This window comes from Gammaproteobacteria bacterium (ex Lamellibrachia satsuma) (genome assembly GCA_019623805.1).
Lineage (GTDB): Bacteria > Pseudomonadota > Gammaproteobacteria > Chromatiales > Chromatiaceae > QGON01.
In genome coordinates this window covers 2,029,296-2,054,549 of record CP053680.1, presented here as the reverse complement: position 1 = coordinate 2,054,549, position 25,254 = coordinate 2,029,296, and the positions used below count along the sequence as shown (strand labels likewise).

General features: G+C 53.3%; 23 protein-coding genes. 15 read left to right on the top strand and 8 right to left on the bottom strand.

The window, feature by feature from the left end:
• Nucleotides 1-76 precede the first annotated feature (76 nt).
• The gene (gene gyrB, locus HPY30_08795) at nucleotides 77-2,488 is read left to right on the top strand and encodes a DNA topoisomerase (ATP-hydrolyzing) subunit B (protein QYZ66077.1); all 2,412 of its coding nucleotides are present in this window, start codon (nucleotides 77-79) and stop codon (nucleotides 2,486-2,488) included.
• 179 nt (nucleotides 2,489-2,667) lie between these two features.
• Here the strand turns inward: gyrB and HPY30_08790 are convergent, their stop codons facing one another.
• Genes HPY30_08790 through glyQ form a run of 5 tightly spaced genes read right to left on the bottom strand, consistent with a single transcriptional unit; the run spans nucleotide 2,668 to nucleotide 7,339 of the window.
• Nucleotides 2,668-3,408, bottom strand: a complete 741-nt coding sequence (locus tag HPY30_08790; protein ID QYZ66076.1) for a 1-acyl-sn-glycerol-3-phosphate acyltransferase — start codon at nucleotides 3,406-3,408, stop codon at nucleotides 2,668-2,670.
• A 10-nt stretch (nucleotides 3,409-3,418) separates the two neighbouring features.
• Complete coding sequence (gene gmhB, locus HPY30_08785) at nucleotides 3,419-3,955, bottom strand: D-glycero-beta-D-manno-heptose 1,7-bisphosphate 7-phosphatase (protein QYZ66075.1); 537 nt, start codon at nucleotides 3,953-3,955, stop codon at nucleotides 3,419-3,421.
• A 29-nt stretch (nucleotides 3,956-3,984) separates the two neighbouring features.
• The gene (locus tag HPY30_08780; GenBank protein QYZ66074.1) at nucleotides 3,985-4,320 is read right to left on the bottom strand and encodes a nucleoside triphosphate pyrophosphohydrolase family protein; all 336 of its coding nucleotides are present in this window, start codon (nucleotides 4,318-4,320) and stop codon (nucleotides 3,985-3,987) included.
• Nucleotides 4,321-4,332: 12 nt separating this feature from the next.
• Nucleotides 4,333-6,405 carry a glycine--tRNA ligase subunit beta gene (locus HPY30_08775; GenBank protein QYZ66073.1) on the bottom strand — a complete coding sequence of 691 codons (2,073 nt, stop codon included), beginning with the start codon at nucleotides 6,403-6,405 and terminating at the stop codon, nucleotides 4,333-4,335.
• Nucleotides 6,398-7,339 carry a glycine--tRNA ligase subunit alpha gene (gene glyQ / locus HPY30_08770; GenBank protein QYZ66072.1) on the bottom strand — a complete coding sequence of 314 codons (942 nt, stop codon included), beginning with the start codon at nucleotides 7,337-7,339 and terminating at the stop codon, nucleotides 6,398-6,400. The genes HPY30_08775 and glyQ overlap by 8 nt, the downstream gene beginning before the upstream one ends.
• A 140-nt stretch (nucleotides 7,340-7,479) precedes the next feature.
• Between glyQ and HPY30_08765 the strand changes: the two genes are divergently transcribed.
• The 10 genes from HPY30_08765 (at nucleotide 7,480) to HPY30_08720 (ending at nucleotide 17,419) form a co-directional block, all read left to right on the top strand.
• Nucleotides 7,480-8,523 (top strand): tRNA (5-methylaminomethyl-2-thiouridylate)-methyltransferase, encoded by a 1,044-nt coding sequence (locus HPY30_08765; GenBank protein QYZ66071.1) that lies wholly within the window; start codon nucleotides 7,480-7,482, stop codon nucleotides 8,521-8,523.
• The gene (locus HPY30_08760) at nucleotides 8,520-8,747 is read left to right on the top strand and encodes a sulfurtransferase TusA family protein (GenBank protein ID QYZ66070.1); all 228 of its coding nucleotides are present in this window, start codon (nucleotides 8,520-8,522) and stop codon (nucleotides 8,745-8,747) included. Before HPY30_08765 ends, HPY30_08760 begins: the two co-directional genes overlap by 4 nt.
• A gap of 3 nt (nucleotides 8,748-8,750) precedes the next feature.
• Nucleotides 8,751-9,917: a cation transporter gene (locus HPY30_08755; GenBank protein ID QYZ66069.1), complete on the top strand. Its 1,167-nt coding sequence runs from the start codon at nucleotides 8,751-8,753 to the stop codon at nucleotides 9,915-9,917.
• A 41-nt stretch (nucleotides 9,918-9,958) separates the two neighbouring features.
• Nucleotides 9,959-10,525 carry an elongation factor P-like protein YeiP gene (yeiP, locus tag HPY30_08750; protein ID QYZ66068.1) on the top strand — a complete coding sequence of 189 codons (567 nt, stop codon included), beginning with the start codon at nucleotides 9,959-9,961 and terminating at the stop codon, nucleotides 10,523-10,525.
• A 455-nt stretch (nucleotides 10,526-10,980) separates the two neighbouring features.
• Complete coding sequence (gene glnA / locus HPY30_08745; protein ID QYZ66067.1) at nucleotides 10,981-12,387, top strand: glutamate--ammonia ligase; 1,407 nt, start codon at nucleotides 10,981-10,983, stop codon at nucleotides 12,385-12,387.
• Between the two features lie 255 nt (nucleotides 12,388-12,642).
• On the top strand, nucleotides 12,643-13,161 hold the full coding sequence (locus HPY30_08740) for a DUF4124 domain-containing protein (GenBank protein ID QYZ66066.1): 519 nt from the start codon (nucleotides 12,643-12,645) through the stop codon (nucleotides 13,159-13,161).
• Nucleotides 13,162-13,400: 239 nt separating this feature from the next.
• Nucleotides 13,401-14,474 carry a nitrogen regulation protein NR(II) gene (gene glnL / locus HPY30_08735; protein ID QYZ66065.1) on the top strand — a complete coding sequence of 358 codons (1,074 nt, stop codon included), beginning with the start codon at nucleotides 13,401-13,403 and terminating at the stop codon, nucleotides 14,472-14,474.
• Nucleotides 14,474-15,880, top strand: a complete 1,407-nt coding sequence (gene ntrC, locus HPY30_08730) for a nitrogen regulation protein NR(I) (GenBank protein ID QYZ66064.1) — start codon at nucleotides 14,474-14,476, stop codon at nucleotides 15,878-15,880. The genes glnL and ntrC overlap by 1 nt, the downstream gene beginning before the upstream one ends.
• A 54-nt stretch (nucleotides 15,881-15,934) precedes the next feature.
• Nucleotides 15,935-16,327, top strand: coding sequence for a hypothetical protein (locus HPY30_08725; protein ID QYZ66063.1), 393 nt, complete (start codon nucleotides 15,935-15,937; stop codon nucleotides 16,325-16,327).
• 333 nt (nucleotides 16,328-16,660) lie between these two features.
• Nucleotides 16,661-17,419 (top strand): FprA family A-type flavoprotein, encoded by a 759-nt coding sequence (locus HPY30_08720; GenBank protein QYZ66062.1) that lies wholly within the window; start codon nucleotides 16,661-16,663, stop codon nucleotides 17,417-17,419.
• 47 nt (nucleotides 17,420-17,466) lie between these two features.
• Here HPY30_08720 and HPY30_08715 read toward each other — a convergent pair whose 3' ends face one another.
• Nucleotides 17,467-18,429, bottom strand: coding sequence for a hypothetical protein (locus HPY30_08715; protein QYZ66061.1), 963 nt, complete (start codon nucleotides 18,427-18,429; stop codon nucleotides 17,467-17,469).
• Nucleotides 18,430-18,672: 243 nt separating this feature from the next.
• Here HPY30_08715 and HPY30_08710 point away from each other — a divergent pair, with 243 nt between their 5' ends.
• From HPY30_08710 to HPY30_08695, 4 genes are all read left to right on the top strand, one after another.
• Entirely contained in the window at nucleotides 18,673-19,233 is a 561-nt protein-coding gene (locus HPY30_08710; protein ID QYZ66060.1) for a hypothetical protein, read from the top strand.
• Nucleotides 19,234-19,356: 123 nt separating this feature from the next.
• Complete coding sequence (hemE, locus tag HPY30_08705; protein ID QYZ66059.1) at nucleotides 19,357-20,424, top strand: uroporphyrinogen decarboxylase; 1,068 nt, start codon at nucleotides 19,357-19,359, stop codon at nucleotides 20,422-20,424.
• 41 nt (nucleotides 20,425-20,465) lie between these two features.
• On the top strand, nucleotides 20,466-21,353 hold the full coding sequence (locus HPY30_08700; GenBank protein ID QYZ66058.1) for an NAD(P)-dependent oxidoreductase: 888 nt from the start codon (nucleotides 20,466-20,468) through the stop codon (nucleotides 21,351-21,353).
• Nucleotides 21,354-21,428: 75 nt separating this feature from the next.
• Complete coding sequence (locus HPY30_08695; GenBank protein ID QYZ67972.1) at nucleotides 21,429-22,049, top strand: hypothetical protein; 621 nt, start codon at nucleotides 21,429-21,431, stop codon at nucleotides 22,047-22,049.
• An 80-nt stretch (nucleotides 22,050-22,129) separates the two neighbouring features.
• Here HPY30_08695 and HPY30_08690 read toward each other — a convergent pair whose 3' ends face one another.
• Both HPY30_08690 and HPY30_08685 read right to left on the bottom strand, forming a co-directional pair.
• Nucleotides 22,130-24,250 carry an EAL domain-containing protein gene (locus tag HPY30_08690; protein QYZ66057.1) on the bottom strand — a complete coding sequence of 707 codons (2,121 nt, stop codon included), beginning with the start codon at nucleotides 24,248-24,250 and terminating at the stop codon, nucleotides 22,130-22,132.
• On the bottom strand, nucleotides 24,247-25,230 hold the full coding sequence (locus HPY30_08685; protein QYZ66056.1) for a c-type cytochrome: 984 nt from the start codon (nucleotides 25,228-25,230) through the stop codon (nucleotides 24,247-24,249). The genes HPY30_08690 and HPY30_08685 overlap by 4 nt, the downstream gene beginning before the upstream one ends.
• Between the last annotated feature and the right edge of the window lie 24 nt (nucleotides 25,231-25,254).

Sequence of the window (25,254 nt, the reverse complement as noted above, 5' to 3'; positions counted from 1 at the left end):
CATTCCCGTTGTATAATGAATTGCTATATACAGGGTCCGTGAAAAGGGATCTAAGAATCTGATTGACAGGTGGAAAATGTCCTACGAATCATCGAGTATTAAAGTTCTAAAAGGCTTGGATGCCGTGCGGAAGCGTCCGGGAATGTATATCGGTGATACTGATGATGGTACAGGTCTGCATCATTTGGTTTTTGAGGTGGTCGATAACTCAATTGATGAGGCTTTAGCGGGGTATTGTAATGAGATCAAGGTCCTGATCCATTCAGACCAATCTGTGACTGTTCAGGATAATGGGCGCGGTATTCCTGTAGACATGCATCCAGAGGAGAAAAGATCAGCTGCTGAAGTCATCATGACTGTACTGCATGCTGGTGGAAAGTTTGACGATAACTCATACAAGGTTTCTGGTGGGTTGCATGGTGTCGGTGTTTCCGTTGTCAATGCACTATCAGAACAGCTTAAATTGAGAATATATCGCCAAGGTAAAATATGGGAACAGGACTACTCACATGGTGTGCCTCAGGGAGAGATGAAGGCGGTAGGAGAGACGGATAAAACTGGAACCTCTGTAACCTTCATGCCAAGCGCAGAAACATTCACAAATATTGAGTTTCACTACGATATTCTTGCAAAACGCCTGAGAGAACTCTCTTTTCTCAATTCGGGTGTGCGTATTGTTCTAAAGGAAGAAGCGACAGACAAAGAGGATGTCTTTGAGTACAAGGGCGGAATACTCGCGTTTGTTGAGCACTTGAATCGGAACAAAACGCCTCTGCATCAGCAGGTATTTAGCTTCTCTGCAGAAAAGAATGATGTTGTCGTGGAGATAGCGATGCAGTGGAATGAGTCGTACCAGGAGAATATCTTCTGTTATACGAACAATATTCCACAGCGTGATGGGGGTACTCACCTGGCAGGTTTCAGAGGGGCATTAACGAGAACTCTTAATCAGTACATCGAGAACTCAGGTCTTTCCAAGAAACAGAAGGTGAGCACTGCAGGTGATGATGCCCGTGAGGGTTTGGTTGCAGTGCTTTCAGTGAAAGTACCCGATCCTAAATTCTCCTCACAGACCAAGGATAAATTGGTATCTTCCGAGGTGAAGGGAATCGTTGAAAATCTGCTATCTGAACACCTCACCGACTTTTTATTGGAAAATCCTGCCGAGGCAAAAACGATTGCAGGCAAGATGATTGATGCTGCCAGAGCAAGAGAAGCAGCAAGAAAGGCCAGAGAGATGACTCGGCGCAAAGGGGTTTTGGATATCGCTGGACTACCGGGCAAGCTGGCTGATTGCCAGGAAAAGGATCCTGCGCTGTCAGAGCTCTACCTGGTGGAGGGTGATTCAGCGGGAGGATCCGCGAAGCAGGGCAGGGATAGAAAACGCCAGGCGATTCTTCCTCTTAAAGGGAAAATTCTAAATGTGGAAAAGGCCCGGTTCGATAAGATGCTCTCATCAGTGGAAGTCGGCACTCTGATAACCGCGCTGGGCTGTGGTATTGGCCGAGAAGAGTTTAATCTTGGAAAACTACGATACCATCGAATCATCATAATGACGGATGCAGATGTTGACGGTGCCCATATAAGAACTTTGCTGCTGACTTTTTTCTATCGTCAAATGCCAGAGCTGATTGAAGAGGGTTACATCTATATTGCGCAACCCCCTCTCTATAAAGTGAAAAAAGGAAAACAGGAGCAGTACCTGAAAGATGACCAGGATTTAAACAACTATTTCCTGCAGTCTGCACTCGACAATGCTGCTCTCTATGTTACGGCAGGGGCTCCTCCGCTGGCAGGAGAGGGTCTTGAAGATTTGGCCCGCTCATTTCAGGTAGTCATAGCCGGGATTAGTCGCTTATCAAGGCGTTACGATGGGATGCTGCTGGAAAAGTTGATCTATATGCCCCAGGTCACAGCAGAAATGCGTGAAAATGAGGAGGATATGCTGGCTTGGGTAAAAGCGCTGGAGCCCAGATTGAACCTGGACCTTGGTGTTGCTGAATCCTGTAGCCTGAGACTGCTTGATGAAGATGATAGTGAAAACGGAGAAGCAGGCATCACGGTGAACCGAAAGGTTCATGGAATCGGCACTGATCGCTTTATTCCATTCAGTTTTTTCTCCACGGTGGAATATCGCAAGATCGTAGAGCTGGGACAGAAATTAACTGATTTGTTGAGTGACGACGCTTACATCAAACGAGGAGAGAAGAGCCTTCCTGTCAACAGTTTTCGTCAGGCACTCGACTGGTTGTTGGATGAGGCTAAACGGGGCCATCATGTTCAGCGCTATAAAGGCCTTGGTGAAATGAACCCAGAGCAGTTGTGGGAGACAACTATGGATGCTAGCGCAAGACGCCTTTTACAGGTCAGTATTGAGGATGCTGTTGCTGCGGATCAGATCTTCACAACCCTGATGGGTGATCAGGTAGAACCCAGAAGAGATTTCATTGAGAAGCATGCGTTATCGGTGGAAAATCTGGATGTATGATGAATTAAGGTGAAAGGCTAGAGGTCAAAGGAGGCTGTGATTGCGGAAAGGCCTGGCTTTGTCGTGGCTGCTAGGGCTAGAAAAAAGTACTTGTTTTGTATGGGTGCCCGATCGGCAACGTTTGATCGGGCCTACAAGTTTGGTACAAGATTCAGGCAAATCTTCGATTTTCCAACCTTTCACCTTTCACCTTTCACCTTTCTCTCCTGCGGCAAGGTCTCCAGCGCTCCCTCGATCCAGGCTTCTACCTTGGCGTTGATCTCGTTGGCATTGAGACCTTTGGTCACGATAAGAGGGCCTACTCTTACATCGATGGTACCAGGATGCTTGTTGATGCCTCTGCGTTTCCAGAACACCCCGGCGTTGTGTGAGACGGGCAATACAGGAAAACCGGATCTCTCTGCCAGTAGTGCACCACCAATTCCATAGCGTTTGTGAGTACCAGGTGCGACACGGGTGCCTTCGGGGAAGATGATTACCGAAAGCCCGGATTCGAGTCTTTCAGTGCCATCACGGATAAGTTGTACCACGGCCTTTCGACCTGCTTTTCGATCAAGAGCAATCGGTTGGAAGAGAAGTAATGCCCATCCAAATATAGGCACTCTGAGTAACTCCTGTTTCAGAACCCAGGCCTTGTTGAGCGGAATGACGCTGAGAAAGGCGATGGTTTCCCAGGCGGATTGGTGTTTTGAAAGAATGATGACACTCTTGTCATCAGGAATGTTATTCAGACCATCAATACGATAGTTGAGGCCACAGAGTAGCGAGAGTGCAGCCAGGTTGACTCTGCTCCAGGCGTTGCTGATGAAAAAGCGTTTTTGCAACGGGAGGAACCACCCAAAGATACTGCCAAAACCGGCAATGACAATAGTACTGAGAACAAGAAAGGCAAAAAAGAGAATAGAACGGATAAAGGTCATGGCATGTCAATCAGGTTAAAAGCGCATCAACGGCCTCAGAGAGGTTTTGGTAGATGGGAATATCTCTCAGCTCATCCGGACATGATGAGAGTGTCTTGTTACCCTTCCCGGTTCTAACCAGGATGGGATTTGCGCCTACGATAATAGCGGCCTGGAGGTCACGTAAAGAGTCACCGATGATGGGCACCTGATGCAACGGCGCCCGGGAACGCTGTGAAATCTGCTGGTAGAGACCAGGCTTGGGTTTGCGGCAGTCACAGTTGTCATCCGGTCCATGAGGACAGAAAAAAATACCATCGATATGGCCCCCATGCTTCTGTAGCAACGTCTGCATTTTGTTGTGCATCTTATTCAGGGTGTCGATGGAGAAGTAACCACGCGACACGCCTGACTGGTTGGTTGCGACGAAAACACGAAAACCGGCATGGTTGAGACGGGCGATCGCTTCAAGACTGCCGGGCAGAGGAATCCACTCGTCAGGTGATTTAATAAAATCATCTGAATCCTCGTTGATGACGCCGTCTCTGTCCAGGATAATGATTTTCATTGTGAGTGAGTACTTACTCTCAAAGAATATCAGTCGACATCACGGAATTCTGAGACCCTGATGCGGCCGTTGACCATGCGGGAATCCCGCTTGTTAAGCTTCTCCATCTTGTCCCAAAACGCCTGCTTGAGATCGAACTCCTGAGCGATGGCTGTTCCCATGACAAGAATCAGCAGATCGGCCACTTCCTCAGCAAGTGACTCCTTGCTCTTGCCTTTTGTGACACAGGAAGAGATCTCCCCCAACTCTTCAGCCATTAAAGATATGCGATAGGTCATCTCTTCGCCGCCGGTCTCCCTGAAACGGTGCTTATCGTGGAAGGATTGGACGGCGTCCAACATATCCTTGTATGAATCGGGGTTCATAATTAGTCTCGATTACTGAAGGCGTGAAAGGTCAGCGGCACTGAGAAAGAGTCCCTCAAGCCGTGAAAGCAGGGCAAGACGATTTCTCCGTAGATTTCCATCCTCCGTCATTACCATGACCTGGTCAAAAAAATCATCGACAGGATGACGCAGACTGGCGAGGATTTGCAGCCCTTCCGTATAACGGCCTTCACCAAATAGTGGAATGACCTTGGGCTGTAACTCATCGACCTTTGCCGCAAGGGCCCTCTCTGCGGTTTCCTGAAGAAGGTCGTTGGCCACCTGCACGGGGAAGGTCTCATCAGTCTTCCTGAGAATGTTGCGAATGCGTTTGTTGGCAGCGGCAAGACTTTCGGCTTCAGGCAGTTTACGGAATTCGGTGACTGCCCGGACCCGCAGATTGAAGTCTGCGGGACGGGTGGGGCGGCGGGCGAGCACCGCATCCACTGAATCGGCGGGTATGGATTGGTCTGCGTAGTACGCTTTCAGACGCTCCATCATGTATTCAAAGACCTGATCCAGGCTCTCCTCTGTATCAACCTGCTGGGCAAGACCCTCCGCTGCGGTGGAGAGTAACTGTTCAAGGTCGAGATCCATGGGGGTCTCGATGAGGATGCGGAGTACACCCAAGGCAGCGCGGCGAAGGCCGTAAGGGTCCTTTGCGCCGGTCGGTTTCTGACCAATAGCGAAGATGCCCGTCAGGGTATCGAGGCGATCAGCGATGGCAATGGCGCGACCGCAGTCGGTTTCCGGCAGGCGATCCCCTGCATGCCGGGGCATGTAGACCTCTTCCATTGCCTGAGCAACCTGGCCGTCCTCACCCGAGCGTACGGCATAGTAGCGCCCCATGGTGCCCTGCAGGCTGGCAAATTCACCTACCATTTCGGACATAAGGTCGCATTTGCAGAGCCAGGCGGCACGGAATGCGAGAGCCTTGTCGAGACCAATTTGATCGGCAATGGATTCTGCCAGCGAGGCGATACGCCCGCTCTTGTCGTGCAGCGTCCCCAGTTTTTTCTGAAACAGAATGCTTTTCAGCGACTCGATGTGATGGTCGAGAGGATTTTTCAGATCCTGCTCCCAGAAGAAAGCGGCATCGCTGAACCGGGGTCGTATGACTCGCTCATTGCCGGAACGAACCTGTTCAATATCCTTGCTGTCGATATTGCTTATAGTAATAAACCGGGGTTGGAGAGCACCTGTCTTGTCGACAACCGGAAAATATTTTTGATGATCCTGCATTGCCTGGACCAGGCATTCTGAGGGAACGTCGAGAAAGCGCGCATCGAAACTGCCAATCACAGGAATCGGCCACTCATTGAGGGCGGTGACCTCGTCCAGCAGATTGGAATCGATTGCTGCCTGGAGACCTTCGGCTTCTGCTGCCTCTCTGGCTTGCTGCTCGATTTTGGTTTTGCGCTCGGCAATGTCTGCGATGACATAACCTCTGTTTTTCAGCAGTTCTGAGTAGTTTGCAGGCGTATCGATTTCAATCGGTTCGGGATGGTGGAATCTATGGCCACGGGTTGAGCGGCCTGCGTTGCGTCCCATCACTTGGCCTGGAATGACCTCATCACCAAACAGCAGTACGACCCAATGTACCGGACGAACGAACTCTTCGCTGCGGCTGCCCCAGCGCATACGCTTGGGTATGGGAAGAGTGGCGAGAGACTTTTCCACGATCTCCGGTATCAGATCGATGGTGGAACGGCCCAATTCGATCTGCCGGTGGATCAGCCACGCGCCTTTTGGGGTGTCTTGAGTTTCCAGCTGATCGACGCTCACTCTGCAGGAGCGGGCAAAACCTTCAGCGGCCCTGGTTGGATTGCCGTCAGCATCGAATGCAGCTTTGACCGCAGGCCCTTTGCGTTCGATCTCTTTATCGGACTGGCTGGTTTGAAGAGCCTCGATGAATACTGCAAGCCTGCGAGGGGTGGCGTAGGGTCTGACTGAATTGTGTGGCAGTCCCAGCTGTTTAAGCTGTTCAACGATGCCGCGAAGAAATGCCGCGGAGAGTTTTGCCAAGGCCTTTGGGGGCAGCTCTTCTGTGCCGATCTCGATCAGCAGATCTTTGGAATCAGCCATTATTGACGACCTCCCTGTTCTCTTTCAGCATGGGGAATCCAAGGGCCTCGCGGCTCTCGTAATAGGCTTGGGCCACGGCGCGTGAGAGGGAGCGGACGCGCAGGATGTAGCGCTGCCGTTCAGTCACCGAGATGGCGTGACGTGCGTCCAGCAGGTTGAAGGTATGAGAGGCCTTGAGGACCTGTTCATAAGCGGGTAGCGGCAGACCGGTTTCGATCAGGCGCTGACTCTCTTTTTCACAGGTGTCGAACCAACCGAAGAGGGCATTCACTTCCGCGTGTTCGAAGTTGAAGGCCGACTGTTCAACCTCATTCTGGTGAAAGACGTCGCCGTAGGTTACCGGGCCGTCAGGGCTATTGGCCCAGACCAGGTCGTAGACGCTTTCGACGCCTTGCAGGTACATGGCGATGCGCTCAAGACCGTAGGTGATTTCACCGGTGACCGGGCGGCAGTCGAGGCCGCCAACTTGCTGAAAATAGGTGAACTGAGTCACCTCCATGCCGTTGAGCCAGACCTCCCAGCCGAGCCCCCAGGCGCCGAGAGTGGGGGACTCCCAGTTGTCCTCGACGAAACGAATATCATGTACCAGCAGGTCGAGACCCAGTGCCTTGAGTGATCCCAGATAGAGCTCCTGAATATCCATCGGGGAGGGTTTCAGGATGACCTGGAATTGATAGTAGTGTTGCAGGCGGTTGGGATTCTCGCCATAGCGCCCGTCGGTGGGGCGGCGTGAAGGCTGCACATAGGCGCAGCTCCAAGGCTCAGGGCCGATAGAGCGGAGGAAAGTGGCGGAGTGAAATGTGCCGGCACCCATCTCCATGTCGTAGGGTTGAAGGATTACGCAGCCCTGGTCTGCCCAGTACTGTTGCAACGCAAAGATCAGACCCTGAAAGGTCGACACATCATGATTGCTGGTGTCAGAAGCTCGGTTCACGTCCGGATTCCATAGTTTAAGGTGCAAAAATCGCGTCAGTATAACGATGCGCCAACAACTTGGCTAACTACGATGAGGTGCCGCATTTGGCGCAATTCCGTATAATCCACCGTTTTCCTTGCCTGACAATGAATCATTATATGACCGAACAGCGAAAAGCCGTGGCCCTGATCTCCGGTGGTCTCGACTCTCTCTTGGCCGCAAAGGTGATCCAGGAACAGGGCATCCACGTCGAGGGCATCAACTTCTACACCGGATTCTGTGTCGAAGGTCATACCCATGCCATCCGCAAAAAAGACCAGAAAAAGTCCAAGCGAAATAATGCCCTCTGGGTGGCGGAACAGCTTGGCATCAAGTTGCACATTGTCGATATTGTGGAGGAGTACAAGGATATCGTCTTCAATCCGAAGCACGGCTATGGCGCCAACCTGAATCCCTGTCTCGACTGCAAGATCTTTATGGTTAGCAAAGCCTTGGAGTGGATCAGAAAAATGGATTTCGATTTTATCATTACCGGCGAGGTGATCGGGCAACGCCCTATGTCCCAACGCAAGGAGACAATGCCGGTAGTGTCCGGCGAGTCGGGGGCAGAGGATCTGCTGCTACGGCCGCTCTGTGCAAAAAATCTGCCGCAAACCCTGCCGGAACGTGAGGGTTGGGTGGAGCGTGGGGGGCTTTACGATTTCAGCGGGAGAAGCCGTAAACCCCAGATGGCATTGGCGGCAAAATTCGGCTTCGAAGACTATGCCCAGCCGGCAGGAGGCTGCTGTTTTCTCACCGATGCCCAATATTCGGTCAAGCTCGCGGACCTCTGGCGCGCGCGAGGCAGCAAGCAGTACGAGATGGATGACATCATGCTGCTCAAGGTGGGACGCCATTTGCGCCCTGCACCCCACTATAAGGTGATCATTGCCAGAGAGGAGGGGGAGGGCAATTTCCTACAGGGTTACCGGAAGCAGTTTGTCAGCATCAAGACAATTAGCCACGCTGGTCCCTTGGCGTTGATAGACGGTGAACCCAGAGCAGCGGATATTGAGCTGGCCGCCCGCCTGGTTGCCCGCTACAGTCAGGGACGCGATGCTGATCTGGTGGAACTAGAAGTGATGGATCGGCAGGGCACGAGTCGCACCCTGAAGGTCGAACCGATTAAGCCACACGAAATCCCCCAGGAGTGGCACATTTGAGCAGGGTCACTCTTGATGCCCGGCGTTTGCTCTGCCCGATGCCGGTGATTCGGGTGCAGGATAAGATAGCAACGCTTGCGCCAGGCACTGTCCTGGAAGCGATTTGCACCGATCCGGGAGTGATGAATGACATCCCCGCCTGGTGCCGAATCAATGGCCATAAAGTCATTGAGACCCGCTCTGACAGGGCCGAATATATTGTTGTGATAGAAGTGGGGGAGTAGCTTATGCATCAGCATCAACACCTGCATCACGAGATGCAGGAGATGAGGTATAAAGAGACACGGTTGGCCGCCCTGGTCGGCGCTGTGGTCAACCTGGTCCTCGCTTTCGTCAAAATCCTGTTTGGCTGGCTTGGCCAGTCACAGTCTCTGTTGGCGGATGGGGTGCATTCGCTTTCGGATCTGCTGTCGGATGCGTTGGTCTGGTTCGCCGCACGGCATGCTAAAGAAGCGCCGGATGAGCAGCACCCATACGGCCACGGTCGCTTTGAGACGGCCGGTACCATGGCATTGGGAGCGCTGCTCGGGCTGGTAGGACTGGGTGTCATCTGGGATGCGGCGGAGCGGCTTTTTGCACCGGAGCAGCTGCTGACTCCGAGTTCCTTTACACTCTATGTTGCAGCATTCTCTATCCTTGCCAATGAAGGGCTCTACCACTACACCCAATATCTGGCACAACGGATCAATTCAAATCTGTTGCGGGCAAACGCATGGCACCATCGCTCTGACTCCATCTCTTCCGTGGTGGTGTTGGTCGGTATCGGGGGAACCTTGGCGGGTCTGCCCTACCTGGATGCCATTGCTGCAGTACTGGTCGGCGTGATGATCGTGCACATTGGCTGGAATCTAGGCTGGGGGGCGATGCAGGAACTGGTGGATGCGGGGCTGGATGAGGAGACAGTGGCGGAGATTCGCGGGATTATTGATTCCGTGAGCGGTGTCAATAGCATTCACATGCTGCGCACCCGCCGCATGGGGGGACACGCATCGGCGGATGTGCATGTGCAGGTTGACTCATGGTTGAGCGTTTCAGAAGGACACAGGATTGCGGAAGTGGTTCAAACGAGATTGATAAATGAGGTTGAAGAGCTGTTCGATGTGACGGTGCATATCGACCCGGAAGATGATGAAATCAACGCTCCCTGTGGCGAGCTCCCATTGCGGCAGGAAGCTGAACGTTTGCTCGATGCCACCTGCAGGGATGTTGCCTGTTATGCCCGCAGGCAACGCTTGGTGTTGCACTATCTTTCGGGTCGTATCGACGTTGATCTCTACCTGCCAGTCGATTGTTTTGAAGGTGAAAAGGAGCTGGCGCAACTGCGGCAGGCGTTTCAGAAGGTATTCAACCAGTCAGATGTGTTTGGAAAAATCCGACTCTGGTTCGGTGAATAGTTTGTGTCCATCCAGAAACAGAAAGAGAGGGGAGTAAACTGGTGCCGAAAGCTTGTGATTTAAAACGGGGCATTATCGTCGAAATCAACGGAATGCCCCATAGCGTGAAACAGGTCGAGGCCAAAAGCCCCTCTTCCCGGGGTGCGGCGACCCTCTATAAAATCCGCTTCATCAATTTGCAGACGGGTCAAAAACTGGACGAGTCGTTCAAGGGCGATGATTTTCTGAAGGATATCGACTGTCTGCGCCGGCAGGTCCAGTTCTCCTATATGGACGGGGAGATCTTCACCTTCATGGATACGGAGGACTATAGCCAGTATGGTCTGAACAGTGAAGATCTGGAGGGACAGACGGGCTTTCTGATCGAAGGCCTGGACGGCATAATTGCCCTGCTGGTGGATGGCGCCATCATCGGCATTGAACTTCCACAGTCCGTTGCCCTGACGATCTCGGAGACGACACCAGGTATCAAGGGTTCAACGGCCACAGGGCGAACCAAGCCGGCAATGCTCAACACAGGCATCGAGATACAGGTTCCGGAGTATCTGGAGAACGGTGAAGTGGTGAAGGTTAATACAACGACCGGAAAATTCATCTCCCGAGCTTAGAAGATATTGGCCGCACTATAATAGTGCCTTTGTCTTGCTGCATGCACCAAAATCGCGCGGACTTGTTGATGAGTCTCCCTGTTGCTCGATCTCAACCCCCCGTCAGCTTCAATTTACTGGATGAGCATGATACGAAAGGAAAGGTCTTCCAAACAGTGGTGCTCATCAGTCTCGTCGTATAAATTATATCTTATTAATTTTATTAGTATTTTTATACGTACAGAACCCGGTCGCCAGGGACCAGAGTCTGGGCGACGGTTTTGGCGACCCAGATGAAAAAGTCTGGATTCACCACACGAAGGCGTCTGAATTGATCAAGAGAAACAATCGTGGCATGAATAATGCTCATAAGCGTTACTCACTGTGTCTGGTATAGTCACGCCCCGACACTAAGGTTTAGCATAGCGGCGTTTAACCAGCCGTCCCGATAATAACCCTATATCCTGGAGATGAAGATGGCCTCTAAAGCTCTGAAGATGATGAAAGACAACGATGTGAAGTTTGTCGATCTGCGCTTCACCGATACCCGCGGAAAGGAACAGCACGTTACACTGCCAACCCATGAAGTTGGTGAAAGTATGTTCGCTGACGGAAAGATGTTCGACGGATCCTCCATCGCCGGTTGGAAGGGTATCAACGAGTCTGACATGATTCTGATGCCTGAAGACGCCACCGCTGTGATGGATCCCTTCTCGGACGAGAACACGCTGATCATCCGTTGCGATATCCTCGAGCCCGCCACCATGCAGGGTTACGAGCGCGATCCACGCTCCGTTGCCAAGCGTGCCGAGGCCTACTTGCAGTCCACCGGTATTGCCGACACCGCTTACTTCGGTCCTGAGCCTGAGTTCTTCGTGCTGGATGATGTTCGCTGGCGTGTCGACATGAGCGGCAGCATGGTGAAGATCGACTCAGATGAGGCTGAGTGGAACTCCGAGCGTGTCTATGAAGACGGCAACATCGGTCACCGCCCCAGTGTTAAGGGCGGTTACTTCCCCGTACCCCCTGTCGACTCCCTGCATGACCTGCGCGGGGCCATGTGCCTGGCTATGGAAGAGATGGGTGTACCTGTTGAGGTCCATCACCACGAGGTGGCAACCGCAGGACAGTGCGAAATCGGCACCCGTTACTCCACCCTGGTAGAGCGTGCTGACTGGGTTCAGATCCAGAAATACGCGACCTGGAATGTTGCCCACGCCTATGGCAAGACCGCCACTTTCATGCCCAAGCCTATTGTGGGTGACAACGGTTCCGGTATGCATGTGCACCAGTCCCTGGGTAAAGATGGCGAGAACATCTTCGCCGGTAACCAGTACGGTGGTCTGTCTGAAACCGCACTCTATTACATTGGCGGCATCATCAAACATGCCCGCGCACTGAATGCTTTCACCAACAGCTCCACCAACTCTTACAAGCGTCTGGTCCCCGGCTTCGAAGCCCCGGTGATGCTGGCTTACTCAGCCCGTAACCGCTCTGCCTCCATCCGTATCCCGTGGGATTCCAACCCCAAGGGCCGTCGCGTCGAGGTGCGTTTCCCCGATCCAACCGCCAATCCTTACCTGGCCTTCGCTGCCATGATGATGGCCGGCCTGGACGGAATTCAGAACAAGATCCACCCTGGCGATGCCATGGACAAGGATCTCTATGACCTGCCAGCCGAGGAAGCCATGGCGATCCCCACTGTCTGCCACAGCCTGGATCAGGCGCTGGAAGCACTGGATGCAGACCGTGAGTTTCTTACTGCCGGTGGCGTTTTTACCGACGATCTGATCGACGGCTTCATCGAGCTGAAGATGGAAGAGGTGACTCGCCTGCGTATGACCACCCATCCGGTGGAATTCGACCTGTACTACAGCCTCTAAGTCTGACGCCTGCGTCAGTCGGTTGAGAGAAGCGTCTCCCGGTTGCGGGAGGCGCTTTTTTTTGTGCCTAAGAAGCACAGGTAGGGTGCGCCATGCGCACCAAGATTGCTGCTTATTCTGGTGCGCACAGCGCACCCTACGTTCGGCACATTCAATAAGCCAACCGTTAGCATAAACGCTGAAACTTGAGCCCAAACACGCCTTTTGCGACATTGATCGCTTGTCCATCGCTACCGGCTTGTCTATGCTTGGTGCATGCGAATTCTGATATCAGTTCTTCTTGTGGTGCTGACACTTCCTGTGGCGGCAAAAGATGTCTATAAGTGGACCTCGCCCGACGGGGTTACCTACTATTCCGATCATTTCAGAGAAGGCGCAGAAAAGGTTTGGATACCGGGGCAGTCGGCAGCTCGTCCCAAGGCGGGCGAAACGAGTGAGCCATCTGAGGAGACGGATCTGCCGGGTGAATCGGGTTATGCTGTTTTCGAGATTGCGGAACCGGAGAATGACGCAACTATCCGCAATAACGAGGGCACAGTGGGCGTGGGGCTGAGTCTCTCTCCGGTGCTTATATCCGGCGACGCCATTCAGGTCTTTGTGGATGGCAATCGGATAGAAGGAGATATCGGCGGCGCAACCCAGTTCACACTGAATGATCTGAGCTTGGGAACCCATACACTGGAGGCACGGATTCTGGATGACACCGGGAAACTGTTGACTTCCACACCAACCATCAATTTCCATATCCGCAAGGCACCGGTTACAACACCCTGATGCTGATTTTGCCTCAGCTGTGCGCACCATAATGGTGCGGGCAGATCTGCGTTCCATTCCGTAATGTCCAAAAACAGGGAGAGCCACTCAACCTTGTTTAAGGCATATCGATCCTGGAAGCTCTGCACCCTGGCTGCAAACACCCGTGTATGCCCGGTCTGCTCGCTGTTACCTGGTGCAGGAACGAAATAGCACCCCTCTCTTTTTTATTTGGTTCGGTTATTGCTTATCATCCAGTTATGGATAAACAGCAGCAAAGAAGCACACTGGAAAGGCGGGTATTGGAGAATCTGAGCTCCTCGATTCTCCTATTCGACCAGGCTTTTATTTTGAAATACATCAATCCGGCTGGTGAGATGCTGTTTGCGGTAAGTACCAGACAGGTTATCGGCCAGCACGCGGCCGATCTGATCCACTGCCCAGGTGGGACGGTTGAATCGAACCTGAGACGGGCCAGCGAATCAGGACAGCCGTTCACTGAACGGGAAATTACCCTGCCGCTGGCTGATGGCAGGGAGATCACCGTCGATTGTACGGTGGTGCCGCTTCGGGATGACAATGGGGGGGAGGAGTTGCTCGTCGAACTGCAGCAGCTGGATCGTCAGCTGCGCATCAACAGGGAAGAGGAGTTGATCTCCCAGGGCCAGGTCTCCCGTGCCCTGGTAAGGGGTATGGCCCATGAGATAAAAAATCCTTTAGGAGGGTTGCGTGGTGCTGCGCAACTGCTGGAACGGGAGCTTCCCGATGAAGCGCTGAAAGAGTACACCCAGATCATCATCGCTGAGGCAGATCGTTTGCAGAATCTGGTGAACAGCATGCTGGGCCCCAATCGCCTGCCGCAAAAGAGAGCCTTCAGCATCCACCAGGTGCTGGAGCGAATCTGCAACTTGGTGCAGGTCGAGGCGGGAGATCGATTGAGGATTCAGAAAAATTACGATCCGAGTATTCCTGATGTCGTGGGGGATTTCGACCAGTTGATTCAGGCACTCCTGAACATCTTGCGCAACGCTGTTCGGGCGGTGGGCAATAAAGGGGTGGTCGGTCTGAAAACACGGGTGCTAAGACAGTTCACTATCGGTAACGAACGCCACCGACTGGTATTGAAAGTCGATATCTTCGACAACGGTCCCGGTATCCCCGAGTCCCTGCAAAACAGGATTTTTTTCCCAATGGTCTCCGGTAGCAGCGACGGTATGGGCGTGGGTCTTTCAATAGCGCAATCCCTGATCAATCAGCACCGTGGTTTGATTGAATTTGCCAGTCGTCCCGGCGAGACGATTTTCACCGTATTACTTCCTTTGGAATCGAGCTGATGGAAACAGAGTGCAGGGTTTGGGTAATCGATGATGACCGCTCCATCCGTTGGGTGTTGGAAAAGACGCTGCAGAAGGCGGATATGATGGTCACCAGTTTCGAAACAGGCAATGGTGTGCTCGACGCCTTGGAGGCTGAGCAGCCGGACGTCATCGTTTCCGACATACGCATGCCGGGGATCGACGGATTGGAGTTGCTGGAGAAGATCCAGGCCCGCTATCCATCGCTTCCGGTGATCATTATGACGGCACATTCAGATCTCGAAAGCGCTGTATCTGCTTATCATATGGGCGCCTTTGAGTATCTGCCGAAACCCTTCGATGTGGATGAGGCGGTCGATCAGATTCGCCGTGCCTGCCGGCAGCACCTTACGCATTCTCTAGCGGTGGATGAGGAGCAGATAGGGGGGCTTGAGATCATCGGCGAAGCACCGGCCATGCAGGAGGTATTCCGCGCCATAGGGCGGCTGGCCCGTTCGAATATCACAGTGCTCATCAATGGGGAATCGGGTACGGGTAAAGAGCTGGTAGCGCATGCCTTGCACCGCCACAGTCCTCGTGCTGAGGCGCCATTTATCGCCCTGAATATGGCGGCCATACCCAAGGACCTGATGGAGTCTGAACTGTTCGGCCATGAACGAGGCGCTTTCACTGGCGCACAGAGCCGCCGTGAAGGGCGCTTTGAACAGGCTGACGGCGGCACGCTCTTTCTGGATGAGATCGGTGACATGCCGGCGGAGCTGCAGACCCGGCTGCTGAGAGTATTGGCGGATGGCCAGTTCTACCGCGTCGGTGGTCACGAACCGGTGAAGGTCGATGTGCGGATCATCGCCGCCACGCACCAGAATTTGGAAGGGCTGGTGAAACGGGGCGAATTCAGGGAAGACCTGTTTCATCGGCTCAACGTGATAAGAATCCATATTCCCGCTATGCGGGAACGAAAGGAGGATATATCGCTCTTGATGCGCTACTTCCTTGCCAAGGCATCTGAAGAGTTGGAGGTCGAGGCGAAGATCTTGTTGCCGGAAACCACAGAATTTCTGCAACAACTCGACTGGCCAGGTAATGTCCGGCAGTTGGAAAATACCGCCCGCTGGCTTACTGTGATGGCCTCTGGACAGGAGATCCATGTCGAGGATCTGCCGCCGGAGCTGCAACAGGAAGAGTCGCGGAGTGAAATCTGTGGAGACTGGCGGCAACTGCTGCGGGCCTGGACGCGCAGCCGTCTGCAATCCGGCGCGGAAGCCCTGCTTGATGAAGCGGGCTCAGACTTTGAGACAGTGATGATAGAGACGGCGCTGGAGCATACCGCAGGGCGCCGCCAGGATGCCGCCCGCCTGCTTGGCTGGGGGCGAAATACCCTGACCCGCAAGATTAAAGAGTTGGGTCTGGATCATGAAAATTGAGCCAGTGGGGAGGACTCAAAACCTGAGTGCCCACGCTGTTTGAGAGGATAGTAGATGGAAACGACAAGCATTGATCTTCCGGGTTGTGAGATCGAATCAATCACTTTTGAGGTGGGGGTTCTCAGGGTGCGGTTCTCCCGTGCCTATATCGTCAAAACCCTGACAGGTTCGGAAGAGCGCACCCGTTGGTGGCAAGCAGGTGAGATGATATTGGAGGGTGCTGAAATGGAGGGTGAACTGCCCGCAGCGCCCTGTGTCTGCGACGGAGGAGATGTGGGTGAAAATGTCTATACCTACCGCGACATGGTGCCGCTGCCTCTGGAGAGCCGGGGTCGAGCCCACTGTGCCTTAAAGATCCGTGAAAGCGGGTTGGTGCTGAAGGCCCAGGCGGATGGGATAAAGTTGGTGATGGATGACAGGCCCCGTTATATTGAACATTTGAGGTAACAGGAGGCAGGATTAATTGATTCTCTTTCTCGACACCATCTTCTGTTTCTACGCAGTACCGTAGGTCGGCTCAAGCGTAGCGGAACCGGCAGCCTAAATCGATTTGCCAGCCTTTTGCCGTTAAAAATGTCAAGAGTATTGCAAATCCCTGGATTCAGAATGATATTTCTGTTATCTCTTTAAAGATTACGAATAATATCTATATGAGAAACGGCATTTAGGAGGAGCATCGGCCACAGAATATTCACGGCCGGTTGCTGCAAATAACGAAGAGATAACCGGTGGATGGCAACTGGAAGGCTTTGAATTGCCAACACTGGGGAGTAAAAAATTATGTCCGTCGAGCTTTACAATAAAAAAGACCACATCTGTGTTGCCTTTCGGGACTTGGTGACCGGAGATGCGGTGCAGGCCAATCAGTTCCTGATCTTTGACCACGGCCACGCCGCTTTACTCGACCCTGGTGGTGAGCTGACCTACTCCCGCCTCTTCATGGCGATCAGCGACTACATGAATGTGAAAAAGCTCGATTATGTCATCGCCTCCCACCAGGATCCCGATATCGTCGCCTCAGTAAACAAGTGGCTGGTGGGCACCGATTGCAAGGTGGTTGTCCCCTCGCTCTGGGAGCGTTTCATCCCCCATTTCACCCGCCCTGGCCGCCTGCAGGACCGGGTGGTTTCCATACCGGACCAGGGTATCAATCTCGAGCTGGGCAATATCCGGCTGAAAGCCCTGCCCGCCCACTTTCTGCATGCGGAAGGAAATTTCCAGTTTTACGATCCGATCAGCAAGATCCTCTTTTCCGGCGACCTCGGCGCTAACCTGCCGCCAGGTGATCTCGACAAACCGGTGAAAAAGCTGGCGGAAATCCTCCCCTATATGGACGGTTTCCATAAACGCTACATGAACTCCAACCGGGTTTGCCGCTACTGGGCTAATATGGTGAGCGCTCTGGAGATCGAAATGATTGTGCCCCAACATGGCAGATCATTCGTGGGTAAAAAGGCGGTCGCCGAATTTATCAATTGGGTCGCAAATCTCGAGTGTGGGATCGATCTGATGACCCAGAGTCACTACCAGGTACCGTGATCGTATAGAACAACCTCAAACCCGTTGCCCTTACCGGGCGACGGGGACTATCCGTCAGCCTTCGACCCTGCCAGCTCTCCAATCCAGAAACCCAGGTTTTTTTCCAGAAACTCATCCATGGGCATGTAGTGGGAACCGTCACAGGAGAAGGTGAGTCCGAGCATGCCATTCATGATATTCAGTGAGCTGCTGCGCAGATAGATGGTTTCGTCTGCAAACCGCAACGCCTTCAACTCATCGAGCACGGCCCGAATCTGCGCGGGTGTAACCTTGGCTTCCGCCGGGTAAGTGTGCAGAGGATAGACAAGGCTGAGATCGGGGTCGATGATCTCTTCCACGCCGTGTATCCGGTAACTGTATGGATCATCCAACAGCCAGAATGAACAGCGTCCGCTGGAGTAATGGATTTTTGTGTGGAAGATGCCGTGGGCGGTCATTAGAGCATGAACCGTGTCATGCACCGAATCGAGCTGATCATCCAGTCGGCTCTGAATCCGCTGTTGCATAAAAACTGTGCCACGCACTGCAGGATCGCCCTTGAACTGCTGCCAGCGTAACTCCGGGTTGTCCAACCTGTTGTCGGTAAGCAATTTGTCGAGGGAGAAATCAGCCGCAATGAATCCCACCAGAGCCTTATTTATGCGTACTGCCTGCAGGGCCGTAACGCATTCAGTACTGGAGTACATGCTGCGATAGACAGACGAGAGCATGATGCCTTTGAACGGCAGGTTGTTTTTCAGATAGGGGCGATTCGAAAGGTCACGTCCGCGCCAGGACCGATCGGCAACGCCAGCACTGATCAGGGACGAGACTTCGAGGCCATCGAGATCCCAAGCGTAGAGAAAGTCGCAACTGGAGATGCTGGATTGGTGATCCTGTAGCCGTTGGTCGAGATGATCAGGGTACTGCCACACCTCTGCGCAGTCTTTCGCAAGTGCTGAGAGGGGTTCACCGATTGCACCGGCAAGTGCGGCTTTTTTCTCCAGAATGTTCTGTTGGATCGATGACATGTGCACTGCGTTTGATAATTTTGGAAGTATCTTACACCGAAACAACAGAGTAAGTGTTTGATGTTTCACGTTGATGACAGTGAAAGGTTTAACGGTTTGGCACACTCAAGGGTTTAGGATTCAGATAGACTCTGATTCCCATTGATTATGGGCGAGAAAGACTGCGGGTATTTTACGCGCCGATGGAGAGGTTGGGTCAGCGATCCTGAGTGCTTTTAGACGGTTGGTTGGAGATTATTTCGCATGAGATTACAACGAAGAGTGATGCCAAACGTTGCGCCGTTTCTATTTGCACCAACTGTGTCCAGGCGAAAAGAGCCGGTGCTGCATGCTAGACAAGCGGTACTGACAGCGCTCGGTCGGGATGATTTCGCAGTCGCTGGCGCAGTGGTGGCTCGCAATGCCTATGCGTTTCGCCACCTTGACCGTGAGCATGCGCCAGGCCTGATGAGTGACTTGGAACGGGCACTGAAAAGAAGAGACATAAAGGGCATTCAGCTTACACTGCAACAGGCGGTGGCTGCAGAGCTGGTACGGTGTCTCTCGGCAGTGCAGGAGAATCTCTGCCACAGCCAAGATGCCAAACACCTGTTGATGAAGTGCAGCCGGTTATTCAGCATGTTGGAGAAGGATCTGGGAAAAAAGGCCTTGGATGAGGGGAGCTGGGCCCTGCAGGGTTGCCAGAAATCGATAGGAACAGTGGGTCTGTTTGGCGTTGGCTGCGTGGCGGTGGATCCCGAAAGGTTCTTGCGACACAAACAGATATTGATGGGGATTTTGCACTGCAAGGGCCTGATACGTTGATCTTCCGCTCCATGCCTTGATTCGGCAGTGGAGCGTTACCACGTTGATGACACCTCCCTCCGCGTTCACATTCCGTGTACAATTCGCGCAAATCTATAATGAAATGTACCAAAGGAATTTCGCGTGAGTATCCTGAAAAACGATAGACTGCTGCGTGCATTGCTGCGCGAACCGGTGGATGTGACTCCTGTGTGGATGATGCGACAGGCTGGGCGTTATCTGCCTGAATACAAGGCCACTCGTGCCCGTGCCGGCAGTTTCATGGATCTCTGCCGTAATCCCGAACTGGCCTGTGAAGTTACCCTCCAGCCCTTGGACCGCTACCCGCTGGATGCGGCGATCCTCTTCTCCGATATCCTTACTGTCCCGGATGCGATGGGCCTTGGGCTCTATTTCACGGAAGGGGAGGGTCCCAGATTTGAAAGGCCCGTGCAGGATGAGGCCGCGGTCAACGCCTTGGGTGTACCGGATATGGAGGATGACCTGGGTTACGTGATGGATGCGGTGCGCACCATTCGCCGGGAACTCGACGGCCGGGTCCCTCTGATCGGTTTCAGTGGCAGTCCTTGGACGCTTGCCACCTACATGGTGGAGGGGAGTGGCACCAAAAATTTTGCCAAGGTAAAGGGGATGATGTTCGATCGCCCCGAGCTGATGCACACCCTGCTGGGGAAAATCGCAGAATCGGTGACCGCCTATCTCAATGCCCAGATTGCAGCCGGTGCCCAAGCAGTCATGATCTTCGATACCTGGGGCGGTGCCTTGACCCCGCAGCACTACGACGCCTTCTCCCTGAAATATATGGAACAGATCATCCAGGGGCTGACCCGTGAATCCGAGGGACGCAAGGTGCCGGTGATCCTGTTCACCAAAGGCGGTGGACTTTGGTTGGAGCAGATGGCGGAAACCGGGTGTGATGCCCTGGGTGTCGACTGGACCCTCAGTCTGGCGGACGCCCGGCGCAGAGTTGGCGACAAGGTTGCACTGCAGGGCAACATGGATCCCTGCACGCTCTATGCCTCACCTGAACGCATTCGCGAAGAGGTAGGAAAGGTGCTGGCGAGTTACGGAAAAGGTTCAGGACATGTCTTCAATCTGGGACATGGTATCCACCCTGAGATAGATCCGGAGCATGCCGGTGCTTTTATTGAAGCGGTGCATGATCTGAGCAAACCTTATCACCAAGTCTGAAACTGTACAGTAGCTCAAGTGATACTGATGGGCGAAAATCGATGAAGATTACAGTACTGGGCCTGGGACTGATGGGACAGCCTATGGCCGAGCGCCTGCAACATTGCGGGCACGCTGTGGTGGCCTGGAATCGTTCCCCGGATCGCCTTGAGACAGCCAAAGAGGTCGGACTCGAGGTAGAGGCGGATCTACGCAAGGCAATTAAAGTGGCGGATGTCATTTGTCTCGCCTTGAGCGATGCCCCGGCAATCCGGGAAGTCTTGTTGCAGAGCAGTATCAGCGCGGAACTGGCGGGAAAACTGGTACTGCAGATGGGTACTGTGGCGCCTGAGGAGAGCCGTGAGATAGGCGCTGCCGTGGAGGCTGCGGGTGGCGACTACCTGGAGGCGCCGGTCCTGGGCAGCATCCCGGAAGCCCGCTCGGGTAACCTGATCGTCATGGCCGGAGGCTCTGACGAAAACTACCAGCGCGGACTGCTTCTGCTGCGTTGTTTGGGCAAACAGGTACAGCATGTCGGTTTCCTTGGACAGGGTGCGGCCATGAAGCTGGCTATGAACCAGCTTATTGCCTCATTGACCGCCGGTTTTTCACTCAGCCTGGGTCTGGTACGGTCGGAAGGGGTCGACGTGGAAGTCTTCATGGAACTGCTGCGCGAAAGCGCCCTCTATGCGCCGACCTTCGATAAAAAACTCTCCAAGATGCTGGAACACGACTACGCCAGTCCCAACTTTCCCCTCAAACACCTAATCAAGGATCTGGCCCTGTTTCAACAGGTGGCCGAGAAGACCGGTATCGACGCCGGGCTGCCGGAAGCTATGTTGCGGGTGTTTGAAAAGGGCCGCTCCAACGGTCATGCCGAGGATGACTACTCCTCCCTCTATGAGGCGATCAATCCTGAGATGGATATGGGCGTGGATCAGGGATGTTAGTACTTACACTATTTAACTGAGAAAGCTATGCAACTGCTGTTCAGTCAATTGCCGGGCCGACACGAGCGGCACCTGATGCGCAAACACGAAAATCTACTGTTTCCCAAGAGTGAGCGTTCACTAACCCCGGGGATCCTGGAAGAGGCGCAAAAACTCGATCATGAGGAGCTGGTGGCCTATATTGGCGACCTGCGCAAACTGGTGGGTGAAGCCATAGCCCTGGGACCTCATGAGCAGAGCGACGTAATACTCAGCCTTAAAGAGCGCCTGGACAAATCCTACGAAACGGCCTGTGGTCTCACCGACAATCAGTCGGACAACAAAGCGGCGATCAAAAAGTTGATCGCGGTGATCATGCAGGCGGTCTGGAAAGGCGCGGGCAATGACACGCTGGCACGCCAGGAGCTGGAGCAGGAGGAAGAGGCCCGCAAGTTGCACTACGGGGTGCTGGAGTTTCCCCTGGTTGCCGACCTCCTGTCACCGGATTCAGTGATAAAGGAGGAAGAGTTGATCGCCGTGTTGCTAAGCGAGGCACAGGATGATTTCGAAGCGGCGGTTACCCTCTTCGACCCGGTACATATTGAGACTCTCTGTGCCCAGGGCAAAGACTTGTTGCAAGCGAGGGAAGCCGAAGGTATCGAAATGCCGGATGCCCGGAGTCGTCTGAGGGAACTGGAAACCTTGCTGTCAGCGTAGGCCCGATCAGGCGCAGAAGATCGGACGTTCTCGAATTGACGGAGCACTTGGGCTACCGGTTCAGCTACGCTTGAACCAGCCTACGAAACCTCTTCCACCAAAACCGGCCTTTCATCCGCCAGCAGATCTTCCGCTGGTTTGCCGATGAAGTAACCCTGGGCGTAGTCAACGCCAAGGTTTTGGACCCTCTCAAATACAGCACGCGAGTGGACAAACTCCGCCACAGTGCTTTTGATACCGATCTCTCCGGCGACATCCACGATCGCCTTGACCAGCAGTTGGGCCTCACGGTCGCTATCGAGGTCCCTGATCAGGGAGGCATCGATCTTGAGCTGATCCACTTCCAGCTCCAGGATGTGTTTGAAAGAGGAGTAACCGGCGCCGAAATCGTCAATGGCGAGATGGCAGCCATGTGACCGGGCCTGGCTGAGGAAGGATTTCAGGGCGTCATAATCGGCCACCTCCTCGCTTTCGAGCAGTTCGATGGTCATGCGTTCACCCAGATCAGGATCGCTGCTCAGGCGGTCGAAGAGATACTCTCGAATCTCAGGATCCAGGATATCCTCCACGGCAAGATTAACCGAAAAAGCGTAGTGGCTCGATTGAAACCGGTCGAGGCACTTCTCCAGCATGATGCGGCTGAGCGCGGAGTAGATGCGGCTCTCCTTGGCGACTTGCATAAAGGCGAAGGGAGCGAGTAGCTGTCCCTTCTCATCCTGGATGCGCATCAGACATTCATAGTGTTCAATCCGTTTGCTCACATTGTTATAGAGTGGTTGAAAAAACGGTATGACGGCGTTTCGCCTCACCGCATTTTTCAGCAGACGGGTGATGCGCTGGTTTGTGGCGACCTTCTCTTCGATACCCAGTGATTCATCATATCGAACGACCTTGTTGCGTTGTTTTTTGGTTTGCTGCAGCGCCATGTTGGCCCTCTCCAACAAGGGGGGCTCACTTGCCAAACCTGCACGAAGACTGATCTGAACCTCATGTCCGTGGATGTCGAAACTGTTACGCTCGACAGAGTTGATCAGATCTTGCGCGAGTTTCAGCGGGCTCTCCTGAGTTTCAAGCGTGGAAATAAGCACGCCAAAGTCGTCGGCGCCGAATCGAAAAAGACGGCTGCCGGAGCGGGTATGCAGCAGAGTTTTCAGCTGCCTGGATAGCTGGGTAAGGATCTCGTCACCGCCCGCTGTCCCATAGAAGTCATTGATGTGTTTGAAGCCGTCAATATTGAGCATTACCAGCGTCGGATGATCGGCTGGTGTTTTCTGCGTGGCCTCGAACGCAAACCGGTTGGGTAGCTGCGTCAGTGTATCGGTGGCCGCGCTGGCCTCCAGTTTTCGATGCAGGGCGATGAGCTTTTTGTGCTCTCTGTCGGTGCCCATAAGGAGAAAGATGATAACGAAAATGGAGAGAATAAAGCCGAAACCCAGTAGGGTGGAGATGCCATTTATCTGGTCTGCTTTGTTCAGGCTCATCTCCAGGAAGAGGTGTTTTGCCTGGTGTAAGGTACCTCGGGTGTCGATCTCAAGTGCAGCCTGTAGGGTATCGCCGTAGAGGCTGAGATACTTCAGGAAGATCTTGGCATGGGAGAGGAATACCAGGTTAAAGCGGGCCTGGGCGTCATTCTCGAAATGGTACTCCTGAAGTATTTCCACACCTTGGCGCAACTCTGTAAGGAAGTCCTTGTCCAGGCTGCGAGAGGCAAGGAATACAGCAGAGGTGATGCGAGAGAGCTCATTGAAATATTGCCCGTCACTCTGCTCAAAAAGGTTGAGATAGCGGGCAGTAAGAGAGGGAATATGGGTGGTGGAGTTTTGTATCAATGAGTTGATGGTGGCAAAACGTAGAATCAACTCCTCTTTTTCTGCCAGCTTGGCTTCGTACTGCCCGAACCCGGCAAGTGTTTCAGCGAATGCCGGATCCTGCAGATAGGCGTTCTCCCGAATCTCTCCAATGCGTTTGCGGATCTTACGAAGCTGGCTGTGACTATGGTCAAAATTGTAATAGATGAAGAAAGAGGCTTTGAGCAGATGGAGATCCAACTGCTCTTCCAATCGTTCGATGTCACCTATGGTGTCATAGACTGTGGAGTGGAGCTGCAGCAGACGGCTGGTTTGGGAATCAGTGTAAAAGAATAGCGCACCGACGAAGAACGCGGCAAGGACGGCGGCATAGATATTTCCCGTGACAGTCATGGTGTATCGAGGATGGCAGGCATATCGCCAGTCAAAGTATTGAGAAAGGCCATCAACTGGGTGAGCTGATCCTCCGACAACTCAAAACCAAGATTGTGAAAGGCCATCTTTTTCAATACCTTGTTCAGGGACGTGGCACTGCCATCGTGCAGATAGGGACCCGTTAGTGCAATATTTCGCAGGCTGGGCACCTTGTAACGATTCTTGTCGAAAGGGTCGCCGGTGCGTTGATGCAGATCACCCTGATCCTTGCGCCATTCAACAGGAATGACGGCGCCCAGGTATTGATAAGAGTTGCCGCCGATATTGATACCGTTGTGGCAGGCGGCGCAGCCGATCTTTTTGAACAGCCGGTAACCGTCCAGCGCGGCTTTATCCAGTTCGAGTTCACCCCGCAGATAGCGGTCGAATTTTGCGTTGGGGGTATAGAGTGCCTTTTCGAATTCTGCAATGGCATCCGCCATATCGTCTATGTCGACGCGGGGTTTTCCGTAGATGGAATTAAACTGGCGAGGATATTCCGGGTGTTGATTGAGTCGCAGGTCCACCTCCTCCAGGGTCAGCCCCATCTCTACAGGGTTATGCAGTGGACCGGATACCTGAGAGGCCAGGTTGCTGGCACGGCCGTTCCAGAACTGGCGGAAATTGAAATAGGAGTTGAAAACTGTCGGTGAATTCATCTGCCCCGGCCGGTTGAAGATCCCTTCGGAAACGGTTCGGTAGTCCGCGCCACCGGTCTCAGGATCATGGCAAGTGGCACAAGAGACGGTCTGGTCTTTAGAAAGAATGGGATCGAAAAAGAGCTTTTTTCCTAAAGCAGCCTTCTGTTTGTCATACTCAATATGCTGTGGAATGGGTTGAATCGGTTCCATGGCAAATATCGTTGATCCAGGCAACAGGGATCCCCCGAGCAGGATGAATAATCTCCACGGGCGTCTCAGGCATTTGATGTTTGCCGGGTCATTATGTGATTTGGACATGCGTTATTTTTCCACAGCGGGTGC